Below are 15,359 nucleotides of genomic sequence, written 5' to 3' on the forward strand. Positions count from 1 at the left end.
TCATGGTGACACTTTTTGACCGGAAGCAGCCAACTGAACAGCCAGCTGAACATTCGCACGGAGCACATGCTCATAATACGGGCTACACGACCTATCAGGAGCCGGATACGCGCGTGCCGCCGAAGCCGCGCCCGGTCTTCGATGCGGTGTCCGTCAATGGCGTGGCGATCAACGAAACCGACATTCTGACGGAGGCACAAAACCATCCGTCGGAAAATCCCGGCGCGGCACTGCTCGCCGCCGCGCGGGCGCTGGCGATCCGTGAGCTTCTTCTGCAGCGTGCGAGGGAAACCGGCATCGTGCCCGAGCACGAGAAGGATGCAGAAGGGCGCAGCGAGACCGACGAGGATGCGCTGGTGCGCATGGTGATCGAACGGGAGGTGGAAGTGCCTTCCGCCACACGCGAGGAAGCCTTGCGCTTTTACGAAAACAACCGCCACCGCTTCACCAGTGCGCCTATTCTGGAGGCGAGCCATATCCTGATCGCTGCCGATCCTGCCGACAGCCAAGCCCGCGAAAAGGCCCGCACGACCGCATCCCATCTGGCATCCTCGGTGATTGCCGCGCCTGCCACATTCGCCTCGGTTGCGCATGAATATTCGTCCTGCCCTTCGGGCGCGCAAGGCGGCAATCTGGGTCAGCTCACACGCGGCAGCACGGTGCCTGAATTCGAGCGGGCGCTGGAACGCCTAACACCTGGTGAAATAACGCCAGCCCCGATTGAAAGCCGTTTCGGCTTTCATATCGTACGGCTTGACCGCCGTATCGAGGGCGAGGAACTGCCGTTCGATTATGTTGCCGACAGGATTGCCGGCTGGCTTGAAGCCTCCACCTGGTCGAAGGCCGTGTCGCAATATATCGCGATCCTCGCAGCCGATGCCGACATTACCGGCATCGATCTGCTGTCGAACGAGGGAGCCGAGGCATGACCCGCGAACCGACACTTGCAGCCATCCTGGCCGCAAAGGATGTGCCGGTGGACCAGCTTCTGGCTGGCGTAGCGCATCGGGCGAGGCAGGCAGGGCTGCGCGTGGCGGGCTTTCTCCAGCACCGCGAGAGCAATACGGATGAATGCTGCCGCGATATCGAGATCGAGCATATTGGCACCGGCGTGACGCAGATTATCTCGCAGTCGCTCGGTTCGGGGTCGAAGGGGTGTCGTCTCGATCCAGCGGCGCTTGCCGATGTGGCAGGTTCGCTTCTGGCGGAACTCGATAGCGGCGCCGATATGCTGATCCTCAACCGTTTCGGCAAGGGCGAGACGGAAGGGCATGGTTTCCGCTCCATCATCGAAATCGCCTATGCGCGCCAGATTCCGGTGCTGACTGTGGTACGGGAAACCTATGTCGAAGGCTGGAACGACTTCGCCGGTGATTGCGGCGTTCTTTTGGCTCCTGATAGCCAGGCAACGCTTGGATGGTTCGACCGGGTAACAGAACCCCGGCAGCTGTCGGAAGCCGTTTGACGGCGGATATACTATTTTTTACGCATTATCCTGCGCAAAACCGCTTCGCACTTTTGCTGGAAATGCTCTACAGGTCCAGCTGGTCGCGACGGTCTTCCGCAATCAGCTTGCGGATCTGATAGACGATCTGGTCTCCATGCGCCTTGCCAAGCAGATCGGCTGTATCCACGTCCCGTTCTTCGATGGCGCGGATCATGTCTTCATGCTCGGTGACGTAGCGCTCGGGCAGGCGATCGGCGAAAGACTGGTAATAGAGGCGCAACAGCCTGCGCCCTTCATCGAGAAGCCTCGAAAAGAAGGTGGTGTAGAAGGGATTGCGACCCGCTTCAGCAATAGCGGCGTGAAAATCGCGGTTGGTCGCGATCATTTCCAGCGCATTTTGTGAACGGACTGCGCGGGCAAAAGCTTCCTGATGCGCACGGATGTTCTCAAGATCCTTGTCGGTCCGGTTGCGGGCGGCAAGCCGCGTGGTCACGCGGTACATCAGCGTTACTGCGTCGAAAAATGCGGGCAGGCTCAAAAAGTCGATATTGGACACAACGGTCGAGCGATTGGGAAGCGTGGTTACGAAACCGTCGCTTGCCAGCCGCACCAATGCTTCGCGTATAGGCGTGCGCGACATGGAAAAGCGTTCGGCCAGCTGGTTTTCATCAATGGGGCTACCCGGCGCGAGCGAAAGATCGATGATCTCGTCGCGCAGCACGTCGTAAACCAGCTTGACACCTGAACCCTTTTTCCGGTCGGCTGTCTGGTTTGCGTCGTCTTTGTCCATGATCTTGTCTGTCCTCTGTCGGTGTATTTGCCGCAGCACAACTGCATTCTAACACCAGTTTAAATCTCATCGGTCAAGCAATCCTATCCCGAAATAAAATTTTGGTCGACAAGAAAAATACAAAGTGTATATTTGACTTCAATACAAGGTTCGGCAGACCGATTGTAGATCCAGCCCGCGTGAAGAACGCTCAAGGAAAAACGTCCAAGGAACGACGCTATGACCTCTAATATTTTCTCCGGTTGCATTCCGGCCCTCATGACCCCCTGCAAGCCCGACCGCACGCCGGATTTCGATGCGCTGGTCCGCAAAGGCAAGGAACTGATCGCGAAGGGCATGTCTGCGGTTGTCTATTGCGGTTCCATGGGCGACTGGCCGCTTCTCTCGGATGAGGAACGCATGGCTGGCGTTGAAGCGCTTGCCAAGGCAGGCGTGCCCGTCGTCGTCGGCACCGGCGCTGTCAACACGAAGATCGCTGCCGCCCACGCAGCCCATGCGCAGAAAGTTGGCGCGAAGGGCCTGATGGTCATTCCGCGTGTTCTCTCGCGTGGTTCGTCGATCTCGGCGCAGAAGGCCCATTTCAAGGCGATCCTTGCGGCAGCTCCCGATCTGCCAGCCGTTATCTACAACAGCCCGTACTACGGCTTTGCGACCCGCGCCGACCTGTTCTTCGCACTGCGTGCGGAACATCCGAACCTCATCGGCTTCAAGGAATTCGGCGGTGCGGAAGCCATGCGTTATGCAGCCGAAAACATCACGAGCGCCGATGACAATGTAACCCTGATGGTCGGCGTCGATACCGGCGTTTTCCACGGCTTCGTCAATTGCGGTGCAACCGGTGCGATCACCGGCATCGGCAATGTGCTGCCGAAGGAAGTCCAGCATCTGGTGGCACTGTCGAAGGCCGCCGCCAAAGGCGATGTCGAGGCACGCAAGCTGGCGCTGGAACTGGAAGCCGCACTGGACGTGCTGTCATCCTTCGATGAAGGCCCGGACCTCGTTCTCTTCTACAAGCATATGATGGTTCTGACCGGCAATCCGGAATATGAACTGCATTTCAATGAGACGGACAAGCTGTCCGATAGCCAGCGCGGCTATTGCGAAACCCAGCTTAAGCTGTTCCAGACCTGGTATGCCGACTGGCTCAAGCAGGGCAGTGCGGCGGCGAAATACGCTGCCTGAAACGCATACAGATAAAAGAAAAAGGCGCCGAATTCCGGCGCCTTTTTTGTGTCTGGTCAGGATATGGCGTCCAGACCTTTATCTTTCAATTTTTCCAGAAGCGCCATTTCGGCAGCCGTAAGCGTGATGCCTTTGGCCAATGAATCGCGGCGGGCGGCAAAGCGGCGCTGCGACGGCAGGCGCGCGCCCTGTCCGGCTATCGCTTCGATCAGGATTTCGCCGCGCTCCTGCGGGTTGCCGCGACCACCTGCCATGCGAGCAGGGTCGAAGGCAATGATGAGTTCGCCATGGCGCGGCGCCAGCGTCGTCGTGCCAAGGAAATCGAGCGCTTCGGGGCTGGTGAAATCACCGATCATCACACCGGCCAAAAGTTCGATCATCGTGGAAATGGCCGATCCCTTGTGCCCGCCAAATGGCAGCATCGCGCCTGCAAGGGCGGCTTCAGGATCGGTCGTCGGATTGCCATCCGCATCGACGGCCCAGCCTTCCGGCAGCTGTTTCCCGGCGCGACGGTAGAGTTCCAGCTCGCCACGCGCGGCAACGCTGGTCGCAAAGTCGAACACATAAGGATAATCGCCGGAGCGAGGCCAGCCGAAGGCGAAGGGGTTGGTGCCGAGAAGCGGCTTCGTTCCGCCAGCGGGCGCCACGGTGGCATAGCTCGGGCACATGGCCATTGCCGCAAGACCTCGTTCGGCGAGTGCTTCGACTTCTGGCCACAAGGCCGCGAAATGGGTGCAGTCGTTGATCGCCAGCGCCGCGACGCCGAGCTTGCGCGCCTTCTCGACGAGGGCAGGCGTACCGCGCTCGAACGCCAGATTGGCAAAGCCGCCCTTGGCATCGACGCGAACGACGGCGCTGTCATCGGTCGTGACGACCGGATCGGCATCGGCGACGACCTTGCCGCTCTTCAGCGTGCGAAGGCAGCCTTCGATACGGTAGACACCATGCGATTTGCAGCCGTCGCGCTCACCCGCCACAATCGTCTTGGCAATGGCTGTGGCATGATCGGCGCTGAAACCTGCCTTGTGCAGGATTTCTCGCACAAGCCTGGCGAGTTCTTCTGTCGAAATCGAAATGGTGTCGCTCATTCTGTCATTCCTTGCCAATTCTCGGGGGCCGTTCTTAAGGGGGCAGTGCTGGGCTGTAATAGGCGTGAAGGCGAGTATCGTTCGTTGAATGCATACAAGATGCATGCAGGCTTGTCATGTCGCGCAGGCTGGCCGGAGGCTGCGGCAAAAGGGCTGGCGGGCACATCAAATGGTGCGATGGTGCGATGCAGAAAATCAATCAGTTTTATTCTGAGCGTCATTATCATGAATAACTTCACCTGTTTGATCCAGATCAAAGAGGTTGGCAGGCGACAGGTCTAAACCCCGTTACGTGGCGTGTTGAGGCCGAGACGGCAGGTGCGCCAATCGTTGGAGATCAGGACAAAATGCGTAACATCGCGATCAAATTTGCTGCCGCAGGCATCCTCGCCATGCTGGCTGCCCCCGCTCTTGCCGAAAATATCGAAGTTCATATGCTCAACAAGGGCGCCGAGGGCGCCATGGTTTTCGAGCCTGCCTATATCAAGGCCAATCCCGGCGACACGGTCACCTTTATTCCAGTGGACAAAGGACATAATGTCGAATCCATCAAGGATATGATCCCTGAAGGCGCCGAAAAGTTCAAAAGCAAGATCAACGAGAACTATGTGCTGACGGTTACCCAGCCCGGCGCATATCTGGTAAAGTGCACACCGCATTATGCCATGGGTATGATCGCACTCATCGCTGTCGGTGACAGCCCGGCCAATCTCGACCAGATCGTTTCGGCCAAGAAGCCGAAGATTGTTCAGGAGCGGCTGGAGAAGGTCATCGCCAGCGCCAAATAAGATTGACCGAAAACTCTCGATGAGCCGAACTTGAACCGGCTTCATGACGAGGACATCATGACCAGACAGCCAAGCCTGCAGGCAGTACCTGCTGCGATGCCATCCGATCAAAAAGGTATGCCGCGCGGACTGAAAATGACCGGTCCCGTCCTCCTCAGCTATGGCTTCCGCCCATTTTTTCTGGGCGGAGCCATATGGGCCGTTCTGGCCATGCTCTTCTGGATATTGTCACTGACACTCGGAATGCCGCTCGGCGGCTCCTATGGCGGGTTGAACTGGCACGCCCATGAAATGGTGTTCGGTTTCTCCTCTGCCGTTCTGGCAGGCTTTCTGCTGACAGCCATTCCGAACTGGACGGGAGGCTTGCCGGTATCTGGCACACCACTCGCCATTCTCTGCGGGGTATGGCTTGCCGGACGGCTGGTCTTTCTGGAGCCTGACCTGATCGATGTGCGCTTTGCAGTCGTTGTCGAAAGCCTGTTTCTGCCCTTGCTGCTTTTCATTTGTGCGCGGGAAATCATTGCCGGGCGCCAATGGAAAAACCTGAAGGTACTGGTTGGCGTGACGACGGTGATGGTTGCCAATCTTGTCTTCCATTATCTGATCCTGACTGACGGCGACGTGGCATTGGCCAACCGCATCGGGGTCAGCGCCTATGTCCTGCTGGTCATGGTGATCGGTGGGCGCATTGTGCCAAGCTTCACCCGCAACTGGCTCAACAAGATGGGACGGACACGCTTTCCGGTGCCGTTCAATCGCTATGACGGTTTCAGCATTCTTGTCGGGGTGGCTGCCTGCATCGGCTGGATCGCCGCTCCCGATCAGACGATAACGGCGGTGCTGGCGTGGATCGCAGCCCTGTTTCACATCGTGCGGCTTTACCGCTGGCGGGGATGGTCTGTGGCGCGGGAAAAGCTGCTGCTGGTTCTTCATGTCGCCTATGCGTTCATCCCGCTCGGTTTCATCGCCATCGGCCTTTCCGCCATTGATCGCCTCAACCCCTATTCTGCCTTGCATGTCGTGACTGTCGGCGCAATCGGCTGCATGATGCTGGCGGTCATGACGCGGGCCACCCGCGGCCATACCGGGCGCGAACTGACTGCCTCGCCCGTCACACAGGTCGCTTATCTTTGCCTTGTCGCGGCAGCGCTGATCCGTCCGCTGGCGGAAGTCATGCCGAATTTCTTCCACACCATCCTCGCAGCATCGGCTTTGCTTTGGATGGGCGCTTTCGGGCTTTATGTTCTGGAATACGGTCCGATGCTGTTGCGTGAGAGACGCCAACGCATGGCCGGGGCGTAATCCGCCTCATCTCGATACCATTATAAAGCGCAGTCCGTGGTGATCTACGGGCTGCTTTTTTGTGTTTCGAGAGGTGAGTCGCGACGCCAGAGCTGCGATTCGGCCCGTCCGAAGGGCCTGAAACAGGGGTGTGGAAAGAAAAATCACACTCAAGATCACATTTAAATCGTTATAATGTTATGGCCGTATTGTTATGCTTTTGAAACGGTGTTACCGGAATTGGTGCCTGAGAGGCTGGCCTTAAAAGGACTGCGAAATCTCAGGCAGCACGAGCGCAATGCGCTCTGGCTTAGTTGTTTTACGCATATCGGCACCGAACCGGGTTTCGTTTGCCGGACATGCTCAAGGCTTTGCTTTTGGCAAGGAGGTTGCCGCCGATGAATTTCGCCCCGCCCGTATCAGATATGCTGCAACTCGCCAACTGCATTCGCGCCCTCTCGATCGATGCCGTCGATGCCGCCAATTCCGGCCATCCGGGAATGCCGCTCGGCATGGCTGACGCCGCAGCCGTTCTGTTCTCGAAGCATCTGAAATTCGACGCATCGGCTCCCAACTGGGCGGACCGCGACCGTTTCGTGCTCTCCAACGGTCACGGTTCGATGCTGCTTTACAGCGCGCTCTATCTGGCGGGCTACAAGGATGTGTCCATCGATGAGCTGAAGAACTTCCGCCAGTGGGGTTCGAAGACCGCCGGTCATCCGGAATATGGTCATACAGAAGGCGTTGAGCTGACCACCGGCCCGCTCGGTCAGGGTCTCGCCAGCTCTGTCGGCATGGCAATCGCCGAACGCGCGCTCGCCGACCAGTTCGGCAAGGATATTGTCGATCACCGCACTTATGTGTTCTGCGGCGACGGCTGCCTCATGGAAGGCGTGGGACAGGAAGCGATCTCGCTTGCCGGTCACCTTCGCCTCGGCAAGCTGATCCTGCTTTATGATGATAACGGCATCACCATCGACGGCAGCACGGAAATCGCCTTCACGGACGATATTCCCGCCAAGTTCAAGGCTTGCGGCTGGAATGTCGAAAAGGTCGACGGTCACGATCACGACGCCATCGATGCGGCGCTGACGCGCGCCAAGGCTCAAGCCGACCGCCCGACGCTGATCGCGCTCAAGACCGTCATCGGCTATGGTTCGCCAAATCGCGCCGGTACGAGTGGCGTGCATGGCGCGCCGCTGGGTGCCGCTGAAAACGCCGCCACCAAGGCAGCACTCGGCTGGACGGCGGAAGCTTTCGAAGTCCCTGCACCGTTGCTCAATGCCTGGCGCGAAGCCGGTGCGCGTGGCGTTTCGGAGCGTGAAGCATGGCAGAAGCGCGTTGATACGCTGCCTGCAACCGAACGCGCCGAATTTGACCGTCGTATTGCCGGCGTTCTGCCGGAAGGCTTTGCGGCAGTTGTCCACGACGCCAAGCAGCGCCTCCTCGACAAGCCGCTGAATGTTGCGACCCGCAAGGCAAGCCAGATCGCGCTTGAAAGCCTGACGGCAGCTCTGCCGGAAATGATCGGCGGTTCGGCTGACCTTACCCATTCGAACCTCACCCGCGTTCCTGCCGTCGACAGCGATTTCACGCCGGAAAAGAGCGGTCGTTATGTCAGCTACGGCGTGCGTGAATTTGCAATGGGCGCGGCTATGAACGGTATCGCGGTCCATGGCGGTTTCATCCCTTACGGCGGCACCTTCATGGTGTTCTCCGATTACGCCCGCAACGCCATCCGCCTTTCGGCGCTGATGGGCGTGCGTGTCATTTATGTGCTGACACACGACTCCATCGGTCTCGGCGAAGACGGTCCGACCCACCAGCCGGTCGAACATCTGGCCAGCCTGCGCGCCATGCCGAACCTTCATGTCTTCCGTCCGGCAGACACGATTGAAACGCTGGAATGCTGGGCTGTGGCGGTTTCTGATCCGCATACGCCTTCGGTTCTGGCCCTGTCGCGCCAGAACGTGCCGCAGCTGCGCACCGATAATGGCGAGAACCTTTCCGCACGCGGCGCCTATGTGCTGCGTGAGGCGAAGGGCGAACGCCAGATCACGCTGCTTGCCACGGGCACGGAAGTTTCGCTCGCAGTGAAGGCCGCCGAAAAGCTTGCAGAAGAAGGCATCGCAACGGCGGTTGTCTCCATGCCGAGCTGGGATCTGTTTGAAAAGCAAAGCAAGGATTACCGCAACGGTGTTCTGGGCGATGCGCCGCGCATCGCCGTCGAGGCCGCAGGCAAGTTCGGCTGGACACGGTATGTCGACAGCGAAGACGACGTGATCGGCATGGATGGCTTCGGCGCTTCGGCACCTGCTGAAGTGCTCTATGAAAAATTCGGCATTACGGCCGAGGCGATTATCGCCCGCGCCAAATTCTTGCTGGAGCAGGGCAAATGACGATGGCTGGCAATTTTTCTCCACTGGTTCTGGTGGGCGATAGCGATCGCGTGGAAGCCGAAGCGGTCGGCGCCTATCTCGACAACTGGGCTGGCAAGGACGGCTTGCGTCTTGCGACCGCCGACGCCATCAAGGCTATTCTTGCTGGCGCAACGCGGCTTGCCGGTCGCATTGCACGCGGTTCGCTTCCCGGCGATCCGGGCAAGCTTGTCGGCGTCAATAGCGATCAGGACCAGCAGAAGTGCATCGATGTCGGTTCGCACAATCTGTTTGTCGAGCTGTTGATTGCGGCGGGCGCAGCCTCCATTCTTTCAGAAGAAGCAGACCTCCCCGTAGCAGGCAAGGCCGATGGGCTGATTGCCGTTGCCATCGATCCGCTCGACGGTTCGGGCAATGTGGGCCTTGGCGCCCCGCTTGGCACGATTTTCTCGATTTTCCCGGCTGATACGGCTGAGCCGTTTTTGCAGCCCGGCAATCGCCAGATTGCAGCCGGTTATGTTTCCTTCGGCAATTCGGTCGATCTCGGCTTTTCGGTCGGCGAGGGCGTGATCTTCGCGACCTTCGATCCGGCAAGCGGGATTTTCCATATCACGCGCCGCAATGTGACGCTGCCGGAACGCACGTCCGATCTGGCGTTCAACGCATCCGTCCAGCGGCATTTATCCGCTGGCATGCAGGCCTATGTCAACGACGCTTTCCTTGGCAAGGATGGTCCGCGCGGACGTAACTTCAACATGCGCTGGCTCGGTGCTGCGGTGGGCGACATGCACCGCATCATGCAGCGCGGCGGCTTGTTCTTCTATGTGAATGACAGCCGCCCCGGCTACGAAAAGGGCCGCTTGCGGCTCGTCTACGAAGCCAATCCAATTGCTTTCCTCGCCCGTGAGGCGGGTGGCAAGGCGACCGACGGTTCGAGATCCATTCTCGATATCGTCCCGCAAACCTATCACGAGCGCAGTGCGCTGGTGTTCGGCGTGGCCGAAGAGGTGGATATCCTCGGCGAATACTTCGCGAAATAACCTGATCTGACATCGTCTGGAGCATTGGAAATGCTCCATCCATTTGTTTTTACGCGCATCTTGTTCCGAAAACCGTTTCACACTTTTCGGGATGCGCTCTAGGAGGCTAGAAATGGCGCGCATTACGCTGCGGCAATTGCTCGATCACGCCGCTGAAAAGGGTTACGGCGTCCCGGCATTCAACATCAACAACATGGAACAGGCGCTTGCCATCATGGAAGCGGCGGATGCCGCCGATGCGCCGGTGATCCTGCAGGCTTCGCGCGGCGCGCGTTCCTATGCAAACGACATCATGCTCCGTCACATGATGGATGCTGTGACGGAAATCTATCCGCACATTCCGGTCTGCGTGCATCTGGACCATGGCAACGAAGCCGCCACCTGCATGACCGCCATCCAGGCAGGCTTCACCTCCGTCATGATGGACGGTTCGCTCAAGGCTGACGGCAAGACGCCTGCCGATTGGGACTACAATGTTTCCGTCACGCGTCAGGTCAGCGAGATGTCGCATCTTGGCGGCATTTCGGTGGAGGGTGAACTCGGGGTTCTGGGTTCGCTCGAAACCGGCATGGGCGATGCAGAAGACGGCCACGGCGCGGAAGGCGTGCTGTCGCACGACCAGCTTCTGACCGATCCGGACGAAGCCGTGAAATTCGTGCGCGAAACCAAGGTCGATGCACTGGCGATCGCCATGGGCACGTCGCATGGTGCTTACAAGTTCAGCCGCAAGCCTGACGGTTCCGTCCTCGCCATGAACGTGATCGAGGAAATCCATCGCAAGCTGCCGAACACGCATCTTGTCATGCACGGTTCGTCTTCGGTGCCGGAAGAGCTGCAGGAAATCATCAACAAGTATGGCGGCAAGATGAAGCCAACCTGGGGCGTTCCGGTTGAGGAAATCCAGCGCGGCATCAAGCATGGCGTGCGCAAGATCAACATCGACACGGACAACCGCATGGCGCTGACCGGCCAGATCCGCCGCGTCCTGCAGGAAGATCCAAGCGAATTCGATCCGCGCAAATACCTGAAGCCTGCAATGGCTGCCATGACCAAGCTCTGCAAGGAGCGTTTTGAGCAGTTCGGCACTGCCGGTCATGCTGCCTCGATCCGTCCGATCCCGCTTTCCGAAATGGCAAAGCGCTATCGCGATGGTTCGCTGGACCCGAAGTTCAGCTAAATTCTGCTGTTAAACCAAGTCTCGCTGAGACTTGGTTAAGCCCGTGCGGCGATTGAGCATCTTCAGGGCGTGATGCGTTAGCATCTTAGCGCCCTGCTATAAGCCAAAAGAAAAGCGGCCTGATGGCCGCTTTTTTTGTTTTCAAGAAACTGAATAATCAGCCCTTGTTGTACTTCGCGTCAACTTCGTTGATCGCGTTGACATTGCCAGCCGAACGGCCATTTTCGTCAAAGGTCTCAGCGAGGAAGGCGTCGGCAATGGTCTTGGCCACTTCCGAGCCGATGACGCGGGCGCCCATGGTGATGATCTGGGCATTGTTGGAAAGCGCTGCGCGCTCTGCCGAATAGGTGTCATGCGTCAGCGCGGCGCGGATGCCCGGAACCTTATTGGCTGCAATGCATACGCCGATGCCGGTGCCGCAAACGAGGATGGCGCGGTCATAGGTGCCGTCGAGAACGGCGGAAGCCACGCGGTCGGAGAGGTTGGCGTAGAATGTATCTGCGCCAGCGTCTGTACGCGAGATTTCCGAAACCTCGAAGCGATCCTTGAGGTGATCGGCGAGAACCTTGGCCAGACCTTCACCGGCGCTGTCGCCTGCTACTGCTACTTTCATCATATTGCTCCTTAATTAGCTCGAATCTTGGCGGCGCACTTGGCCAGAATGTCGAAATAACCTTCGACGTTCCATGCCGAGCGACCGATGAAAAGCCCGTCAATGTGCGGGCAGGCAATCAGCTCTTCGCAATTGCCCGGATTGACCGAGCCGCCATAGAGGCAAGGCACGCGACGACCGAGCATGCTTTCTGCAACCGCAATGATTTCCGCCTGGCGCGCATCGGCATAATCTGCTGATGCCGGGATACCATTTTCGCCGATGGCCCAGACCGGCTCATAGGCAAACAGGATTTCCGCCTGCTTCTGATCGTCGGAAAGCTTGGAAAGTGCTCCGCGCACTTCTTCCTCAAGCACTTCCGCGGCGCGTCCGCTTTCGCGGTCTTCCAGCGTCTCACCGATGCAGATGAGCGGGATCAGGCCGTGGCGCACCGCAGCTTCGACCTTGAGGCCGACCGTTTCGTTGGTTTCACCGAAATGTTCACGGCGCTCGGAATGGCCAAGCTCGACGATATCGAGATTGCAGTCCTTGAGCATCAGCGGCGAAATCTCGCCGGTCCATGCACCCTGATCGGCCCAATGCATGTTCTGCGCGCCGACCTTGACGGAAGTGCCGGACAGGATTTCCTTCACTTCGCGCACGGCGGTAAAGGGCGGGATGACGAAACGCTGAATGTCGGTCGAGCGGCTTGCATCGGCAGCTTTCAAGGCTTCGGCGAAAATGCGGGCCTCGGCCAGCGTCTTGTTCATCTTCCAGCTGGTGCCAATCCAGAATTTTGTCATGCTCAATTTTCGTCCTCTAGGTTTATGCGCAGTCGTCAGCGATGGTCAGTGCAATGCCAGCCTGTTCAAGATCGGCCAGTACAGTCGCGTCGGGGGAGGCATCGGTGATGATCGCGTCGAAATCGGAAAGATCAGCCATCACATGCAGGGCAGGGCGTCCGAACCGCTGGTGATTGACCAGAAGGCAGGTGCGGGCGGCGGATGCCGTCATGGCGCGCTTGGTGCGAACAACATTCTCATCCATGTGATAGACGAGCTTGCCATTGACTGCAGGCGAGGAAATGAAGGCGATGTCGGCGCTCAGATGCGACAGGGCTCCTTCCGTCAGGATACCGAAAAACGCATTGAACTTGGCTGAATAGGTTCCGCCGAGCGCAATCAGATTGATCCCGTTCTCGCCCTTCAGCTCATCGATGATGACGGCATTGTTGGTGATGACTGTCAGCGGGCGCTTTTCCAGAAGCATGCCGCCAAGGACAGCCGCCATGGAGCCGTCATTAATCATCACCGTCATGCCGGGTTCAACAAGCTCAAGCGCGGCGCGGGCCATTTTCTGCTTCGCTTCGCCGTCCTGCCGTTCGCGGAAGCGGAAATCGCTTTCAAATTGTGTGCCGGTATCGATCGTCGCTCCGCCGCGTACCTTGCGCAGCACGCCGGTATGTTCCAGCGAATCCAGATCGCGATGGATCGTCATTTTGGAAACAGCAAACCGATCCGCCAGATCGTCGAGATCGACGGCCTGATTTTCGATCAGAAGGTTGATGATTGCCTGTCTTCTGTCGTCGCGCTTCACGCTCTCGTCCGATCTCATTGGCGGAACATTTATCGCATGAAGTTAGATCACAAAATCACAAAATAATCCATTGCAAAAATGTTATTATGTTATTTTCCGTTCGGCTGCTCAACGAGCGTCTTTGCCGTGCGTTCATCGGTGATGAGACCGTAAAGACGACCGCTTTTCAGCACGGCGCGGATGGCTTCCGCCTTGGAAATTCCACCGGCAAGGCCCACGATTCGGCTCATATCTGCGTTTTCGACCGATGCGGCGATGGTGCGGGCGGTCAATGCTGTTTCGAGGCGCTGGCCATTGGCGTCAAAGAAATGACCGAGCATTTCGCCAACACCGCCGAGGCTGGCGATCTCTTCCACTTCAGCCAGTTCTATCATGCCGGATGTGACAAGCTGCGCCTGCGCATCGACTGTGCCGATGCCGACGATCTTCAGTTCGGCCTGGCAACCCATGTCGAAAACGGTGGTGACGCCGCGCTGCGCGAGTAGCACTTCGCGGTCTTCCGCCGTGTTGGCGAAGAAGGGCACCGGCATCACATAAGCAGGCATACCGGTCTTTTCGGCGATGCGGTGCATCACATCATGCGGGTTGGCGGCGAAATTGCGCGTCAGGCCGCCGAGCAGCGACACGAAGCGCAGGTCATTAGCAACGACGCGGGGCATATAGTTGACTGCAGCCGAAAGCGTGCGGCCATGACCGATGCCGATGACTTCATGGTCGCCATGCTCGATCTCGCGGCGCAGAAAATCTGCACCCGCATGGCCAAGCGCCATGAGCGGCAGACCTTCCTCACCGATGTCGGGAACGACTTCGCAATAGTCGAGGCCGTACATATCGGCGAGACGATTTTCGAGGTCGATACATTCGGTAATGTCGCCGTCGATACTGACTTTCACCGCACCGTCGGCGACGGCTTTGGCAATAAGGCGATGCGCTTTCACGGAGGGCAGACCAAGGCGCTTCGCAACGGCTGACTGGGTCATGCCCGCCACGAAGTGAAGCCATGCGGCGCGCAGCGCCAGTGAATCGTCAGCATCTGCCATTGAAAGCGGTCCGGTTCCTGAAATCGTTTATATCTTCAAGTCCTTAGCGCCGGTGTCAATGTGCGGAGCCCAGAAAGCCACACTTTCCGCAATCTGCGGAATGACTTCACGGTCATTCGGCTCGCGTTCCTTGAACGACAGTTCGAGGCAGATTTCATTGTCCACAGCGCCGCCTTCGGCAAAGGCTTTCAGAAGCGGTTCCGGCTGGATGCGTCCTTTGGCATTGAACGCGGCTGTGAAAGGACGATGTCCGCCCTTGTCCATCAGGCTCTGCTTGATGTGAATGATCGGCGAGACTTTCGGCACGGCGCGTGCCCAGGCGTAGGGATCGAAATCGTCCGGATTGGCGGACGTCACATCGCCGTGGTCGATATCGGCCATCATCCACATCGGAATAGCCATGCCGGCGGCGGTCAGGCGATCCTGAAGCTTCATGCATTCGGCAATCGTCTCGCCAAATTCACGCCCGATGCTCATCGGTTCCCAGAACACATAGTCGAGACCGGCACGGCTCGCATGTTCGGCGACTTCCGCCCAGCAATCGATGGCGATCTTGATCAGGTCTTCGCGGCGCGCAGCGTCATCGAAATCCTTATAGGTGAAGATCGCAAACTGCGTGCCGACCGACTTGCCGCCAAGATCGCCGATAATGTCGGCAAAGGTCTTGAACCAGTCGATATAATAACGACGTACTTCTGCATCCGGATGGCCGAAATGGTTGAGGCGGCCATAGGGGCCGGTCATACCCGAAGTGACGCGGACACCGGTGCGCTGCAAGGCCTTGTCCATATCGCGCGTCAGGCGGCGAATGGTTGAAGCCTGCCAGCTTGGATTGATGAATTCGTGGGTGAGCTGGAGGTCACGCAGGCGCAGATCGCGTGCAACTGTTTCGATCAGATCATCCGGCTCGGCAAAGCGGTTCACAAGTGGATTGGTGTTCAGAGAAAGCGTAAGGGCCAT

General features: G+C 58.4%; 15 protein-coding genes. 8 read left to right on the forward strand and 7 right to left on the reverse strand.

Annotated features, from left to right (window positions below):
• The first annotated feature begins 2 nt into the window (after positions 1-2).
• Together OANT_RS15010 and OANT_RS15015 are read left to right on the forward strand one after the other, a co-directional pair.
• Complete coding sequence (locus OANT_RS15010) at positions 3-929, forward strand: peptidylprolyl isomerase (protein WP_010660856.1); 927 nt, start codon at positions 3-5, stop codon at positions 927-929.
• Positions 926-1,465 (forward strand): DUF2478 domain-containing protein, encoded by a 540-nt coding sequence (locus OANT_RS15015; protein WP_011982642.1) that lies wholly within the window; start codon positions 926-928, stop codon positions 1,463-1,465. The genes OANT_RS15010 and OANT_RS15015 overlap by 4 nt, the downstream gene beginning before the upstream one ends.
• A 67-nt stretch (positions 1,466-1,532) precedes the next feature.
• Here OANT_RS15015 and OANT_RS15020 read toward each other — a convergent pair whose 3' ends face one another.
• On the reverse strand, positions 1,533-2,237 hold the full coding sequence (locus tag OANT_RS15020) for a GntR family transcriptional regulator (RefSeq protein WP_006468363.1): 705 nt from the start codon (positions 2,235-2,237) through the stop codon (positions 1,533-1,535).
• A 219-nt stretch (positions 2,238-2,456) separates the two neighbouring features.
• Between OANT_RS15020 and OANT_RS15025 the strand changes: the two genes are divergently transcribed.
• Positions 2,457-3,419, forward strand: coding sequence for a dihydrodipicolinate synthase family protein (locus tag OANT_RS15025; RefSeq protein ID WP_011982643.1), 963 nt, complete (start codon positions 2,457-2,459; stop codon positions 3,417-3,419).
• A 56-nt stretch (positions 3,420-3,475) separates the two neighbouring features.
• On the opposite strand, the gene OANT_RS15030 is transcribed toward OANT_RS15025, so the two are convergent.
• Positions 3,476-4,507 carry an Ldh family oxidoreductase gene (locus tag OANT_RS15030; protein WP_011982644.1) on the reverse strand — a complete coding sequence of 344 codons (1,032 nt, stop codon included), beginning with the start codon at positions 4,505-4,507 and terminating at the stop codon, positions 3,476-3,478.
• Between the two features lie 347 nt (positions 4,508-4,854).
• On the opposite strand from OANT_RS15030, the gene OANT_RS15035 reads away from it, so the two are divergent.
• From OANT_RS15035 to fba, 5 genes are all read left to right on the forward strand, one after another.
• On the forward strand, positions 4,855-5,295 hold the full coding sequence (locus OANT_RS15035) for a pseudoazurin (protein ID WP_010660860.1): 441 nt from the start codon (positions 4,855-4,857) through the stop codon (positions 5,293-5,295).
• Positions 5,296-5,352: 57 nt separating this feature from the next.
• The gene (locus OANT_RS15040) at positions 5,353-6,597 is read left to right on the forward strand and encodes an NnrS family protein (protein WP_011982645.1); all 1,245 of its coding nucleotides are present in this window, start codon (positions 5,353-5,355) and stop codon (positions 6,595-6,597) included.
• Positions 6,598-6,974: 377 nt separating this feature from the next.
• Positions 6,975-8,975, forward strand: a complete 2,001-nt coding sequence (gene tkt, locus OANT_RS15045; protein WP_011982646.1) for a transketolase — start codon at positions 6,975-6,977, stop codon at positions 8,973-8,975.
• On the forward strand, positions 8,972-9,994 hold the full coding sequence (locus OANT_RS15050) for a class 1 fructose-bisphosphatase (RefSeq protein ID WP_011982647.1): 1,023 nt from the start codon (positions 8,972-8,974) through the stop codon (positions 9,992-9,994). Before tkt ends, OANT_RS15050 begins: the two co-directional genes overlap by 4 nt.
• A gap of 112 nt (positions 9,995-10,106) precedes the next feature.
• Positions 10,107-11,171 (forward strand): class II fructose-bisphosphate aldolase, encoded by a 1,065-nt coding sequence (fba, locus tag OANT_RS15055; protein ID WP_010660864.1) that lies wholly within the window; start codon positions 10,107-10,109, stop codon positions 11,169-11,171.
• Between the two features lie 157 nt (positions 11,172-11,328).
• On the opposite strand, the gene derI is transcribed toward fba, so the two are convergent.
• The 5 genes from derI to OANT_RS15080 all read right to left on the reverse strand — a co-directional run bounded on the left by derI (position 11,329) and on the right by OANT_RS15080 (position 15,359).
• Positions 11,329-11,784, reverse strand: a complete 456-nt coding sequence (derI, locus tag OANT_RS15060) for a D-erythrulose-4-phosphate isomerase (RefSeq protein WP_029928121.1) — start codon at positions 11,782-11,784, stop codon at positions 11,329-11,331.
• Positions 11,785-11,795: 11 nt separating this feature from the next.
• Entirely contained in the window at positions 11,796-12,566 is a 771-nt protein-coding gene (locus tag OANT_RS15065; RefSeq protein ID WP_011982649.1) for a triose-phosphate isomerase, read from the reverse strand.
• A gap of 22 nt (positions 12,567-12,588) precedes the next feature.
• Positions 12,589-13,359 carry a DeoR/GlpR family DNA-binding transcription regulator gene (locus tag OANT_RS15070; protein ID WP_029928117.1) on the reverse strand — a complete coding sequence of 257 codons (771 nt, stop codon included), beginning with the start codon at positions 13,357-13,359 and terminating at the stop codon, positions 12,589-12,591.
• Positions 13,360-13,448: 89 nt separating this feature from the next.
• A complete protein-coding gene (locus OANT_RS15075; protein ID WP_011982651.1) occupies positions 13,449-14,399 on the reverse strand; it encodes a sugar-binding transcriptional regulator in 951 nt (316 codons plus the stop codon).
• 27 nt (positions 14,400-14,426) lie between these two features.
• Positions 14,427-15,359, reverse strand: coding sequence for a sugar phosphate isomerase/epimerase family protein (locus OANT_RS15080; RefSeq protein WP_011982652.1), 933 nt, complete (start codon positions 15,357-15,359; stop codon positions 14,427-14,429).

It is taken from the genome of Brucella anthropi ATCC 49188 (assembly GCF_000017405.1).
Lineage (GTDB): Bacteria > Pseudomonadota > Alphaproteobacteria > Rhizobiales > Rhizobiaceae > Brucella > Brucella anthropi.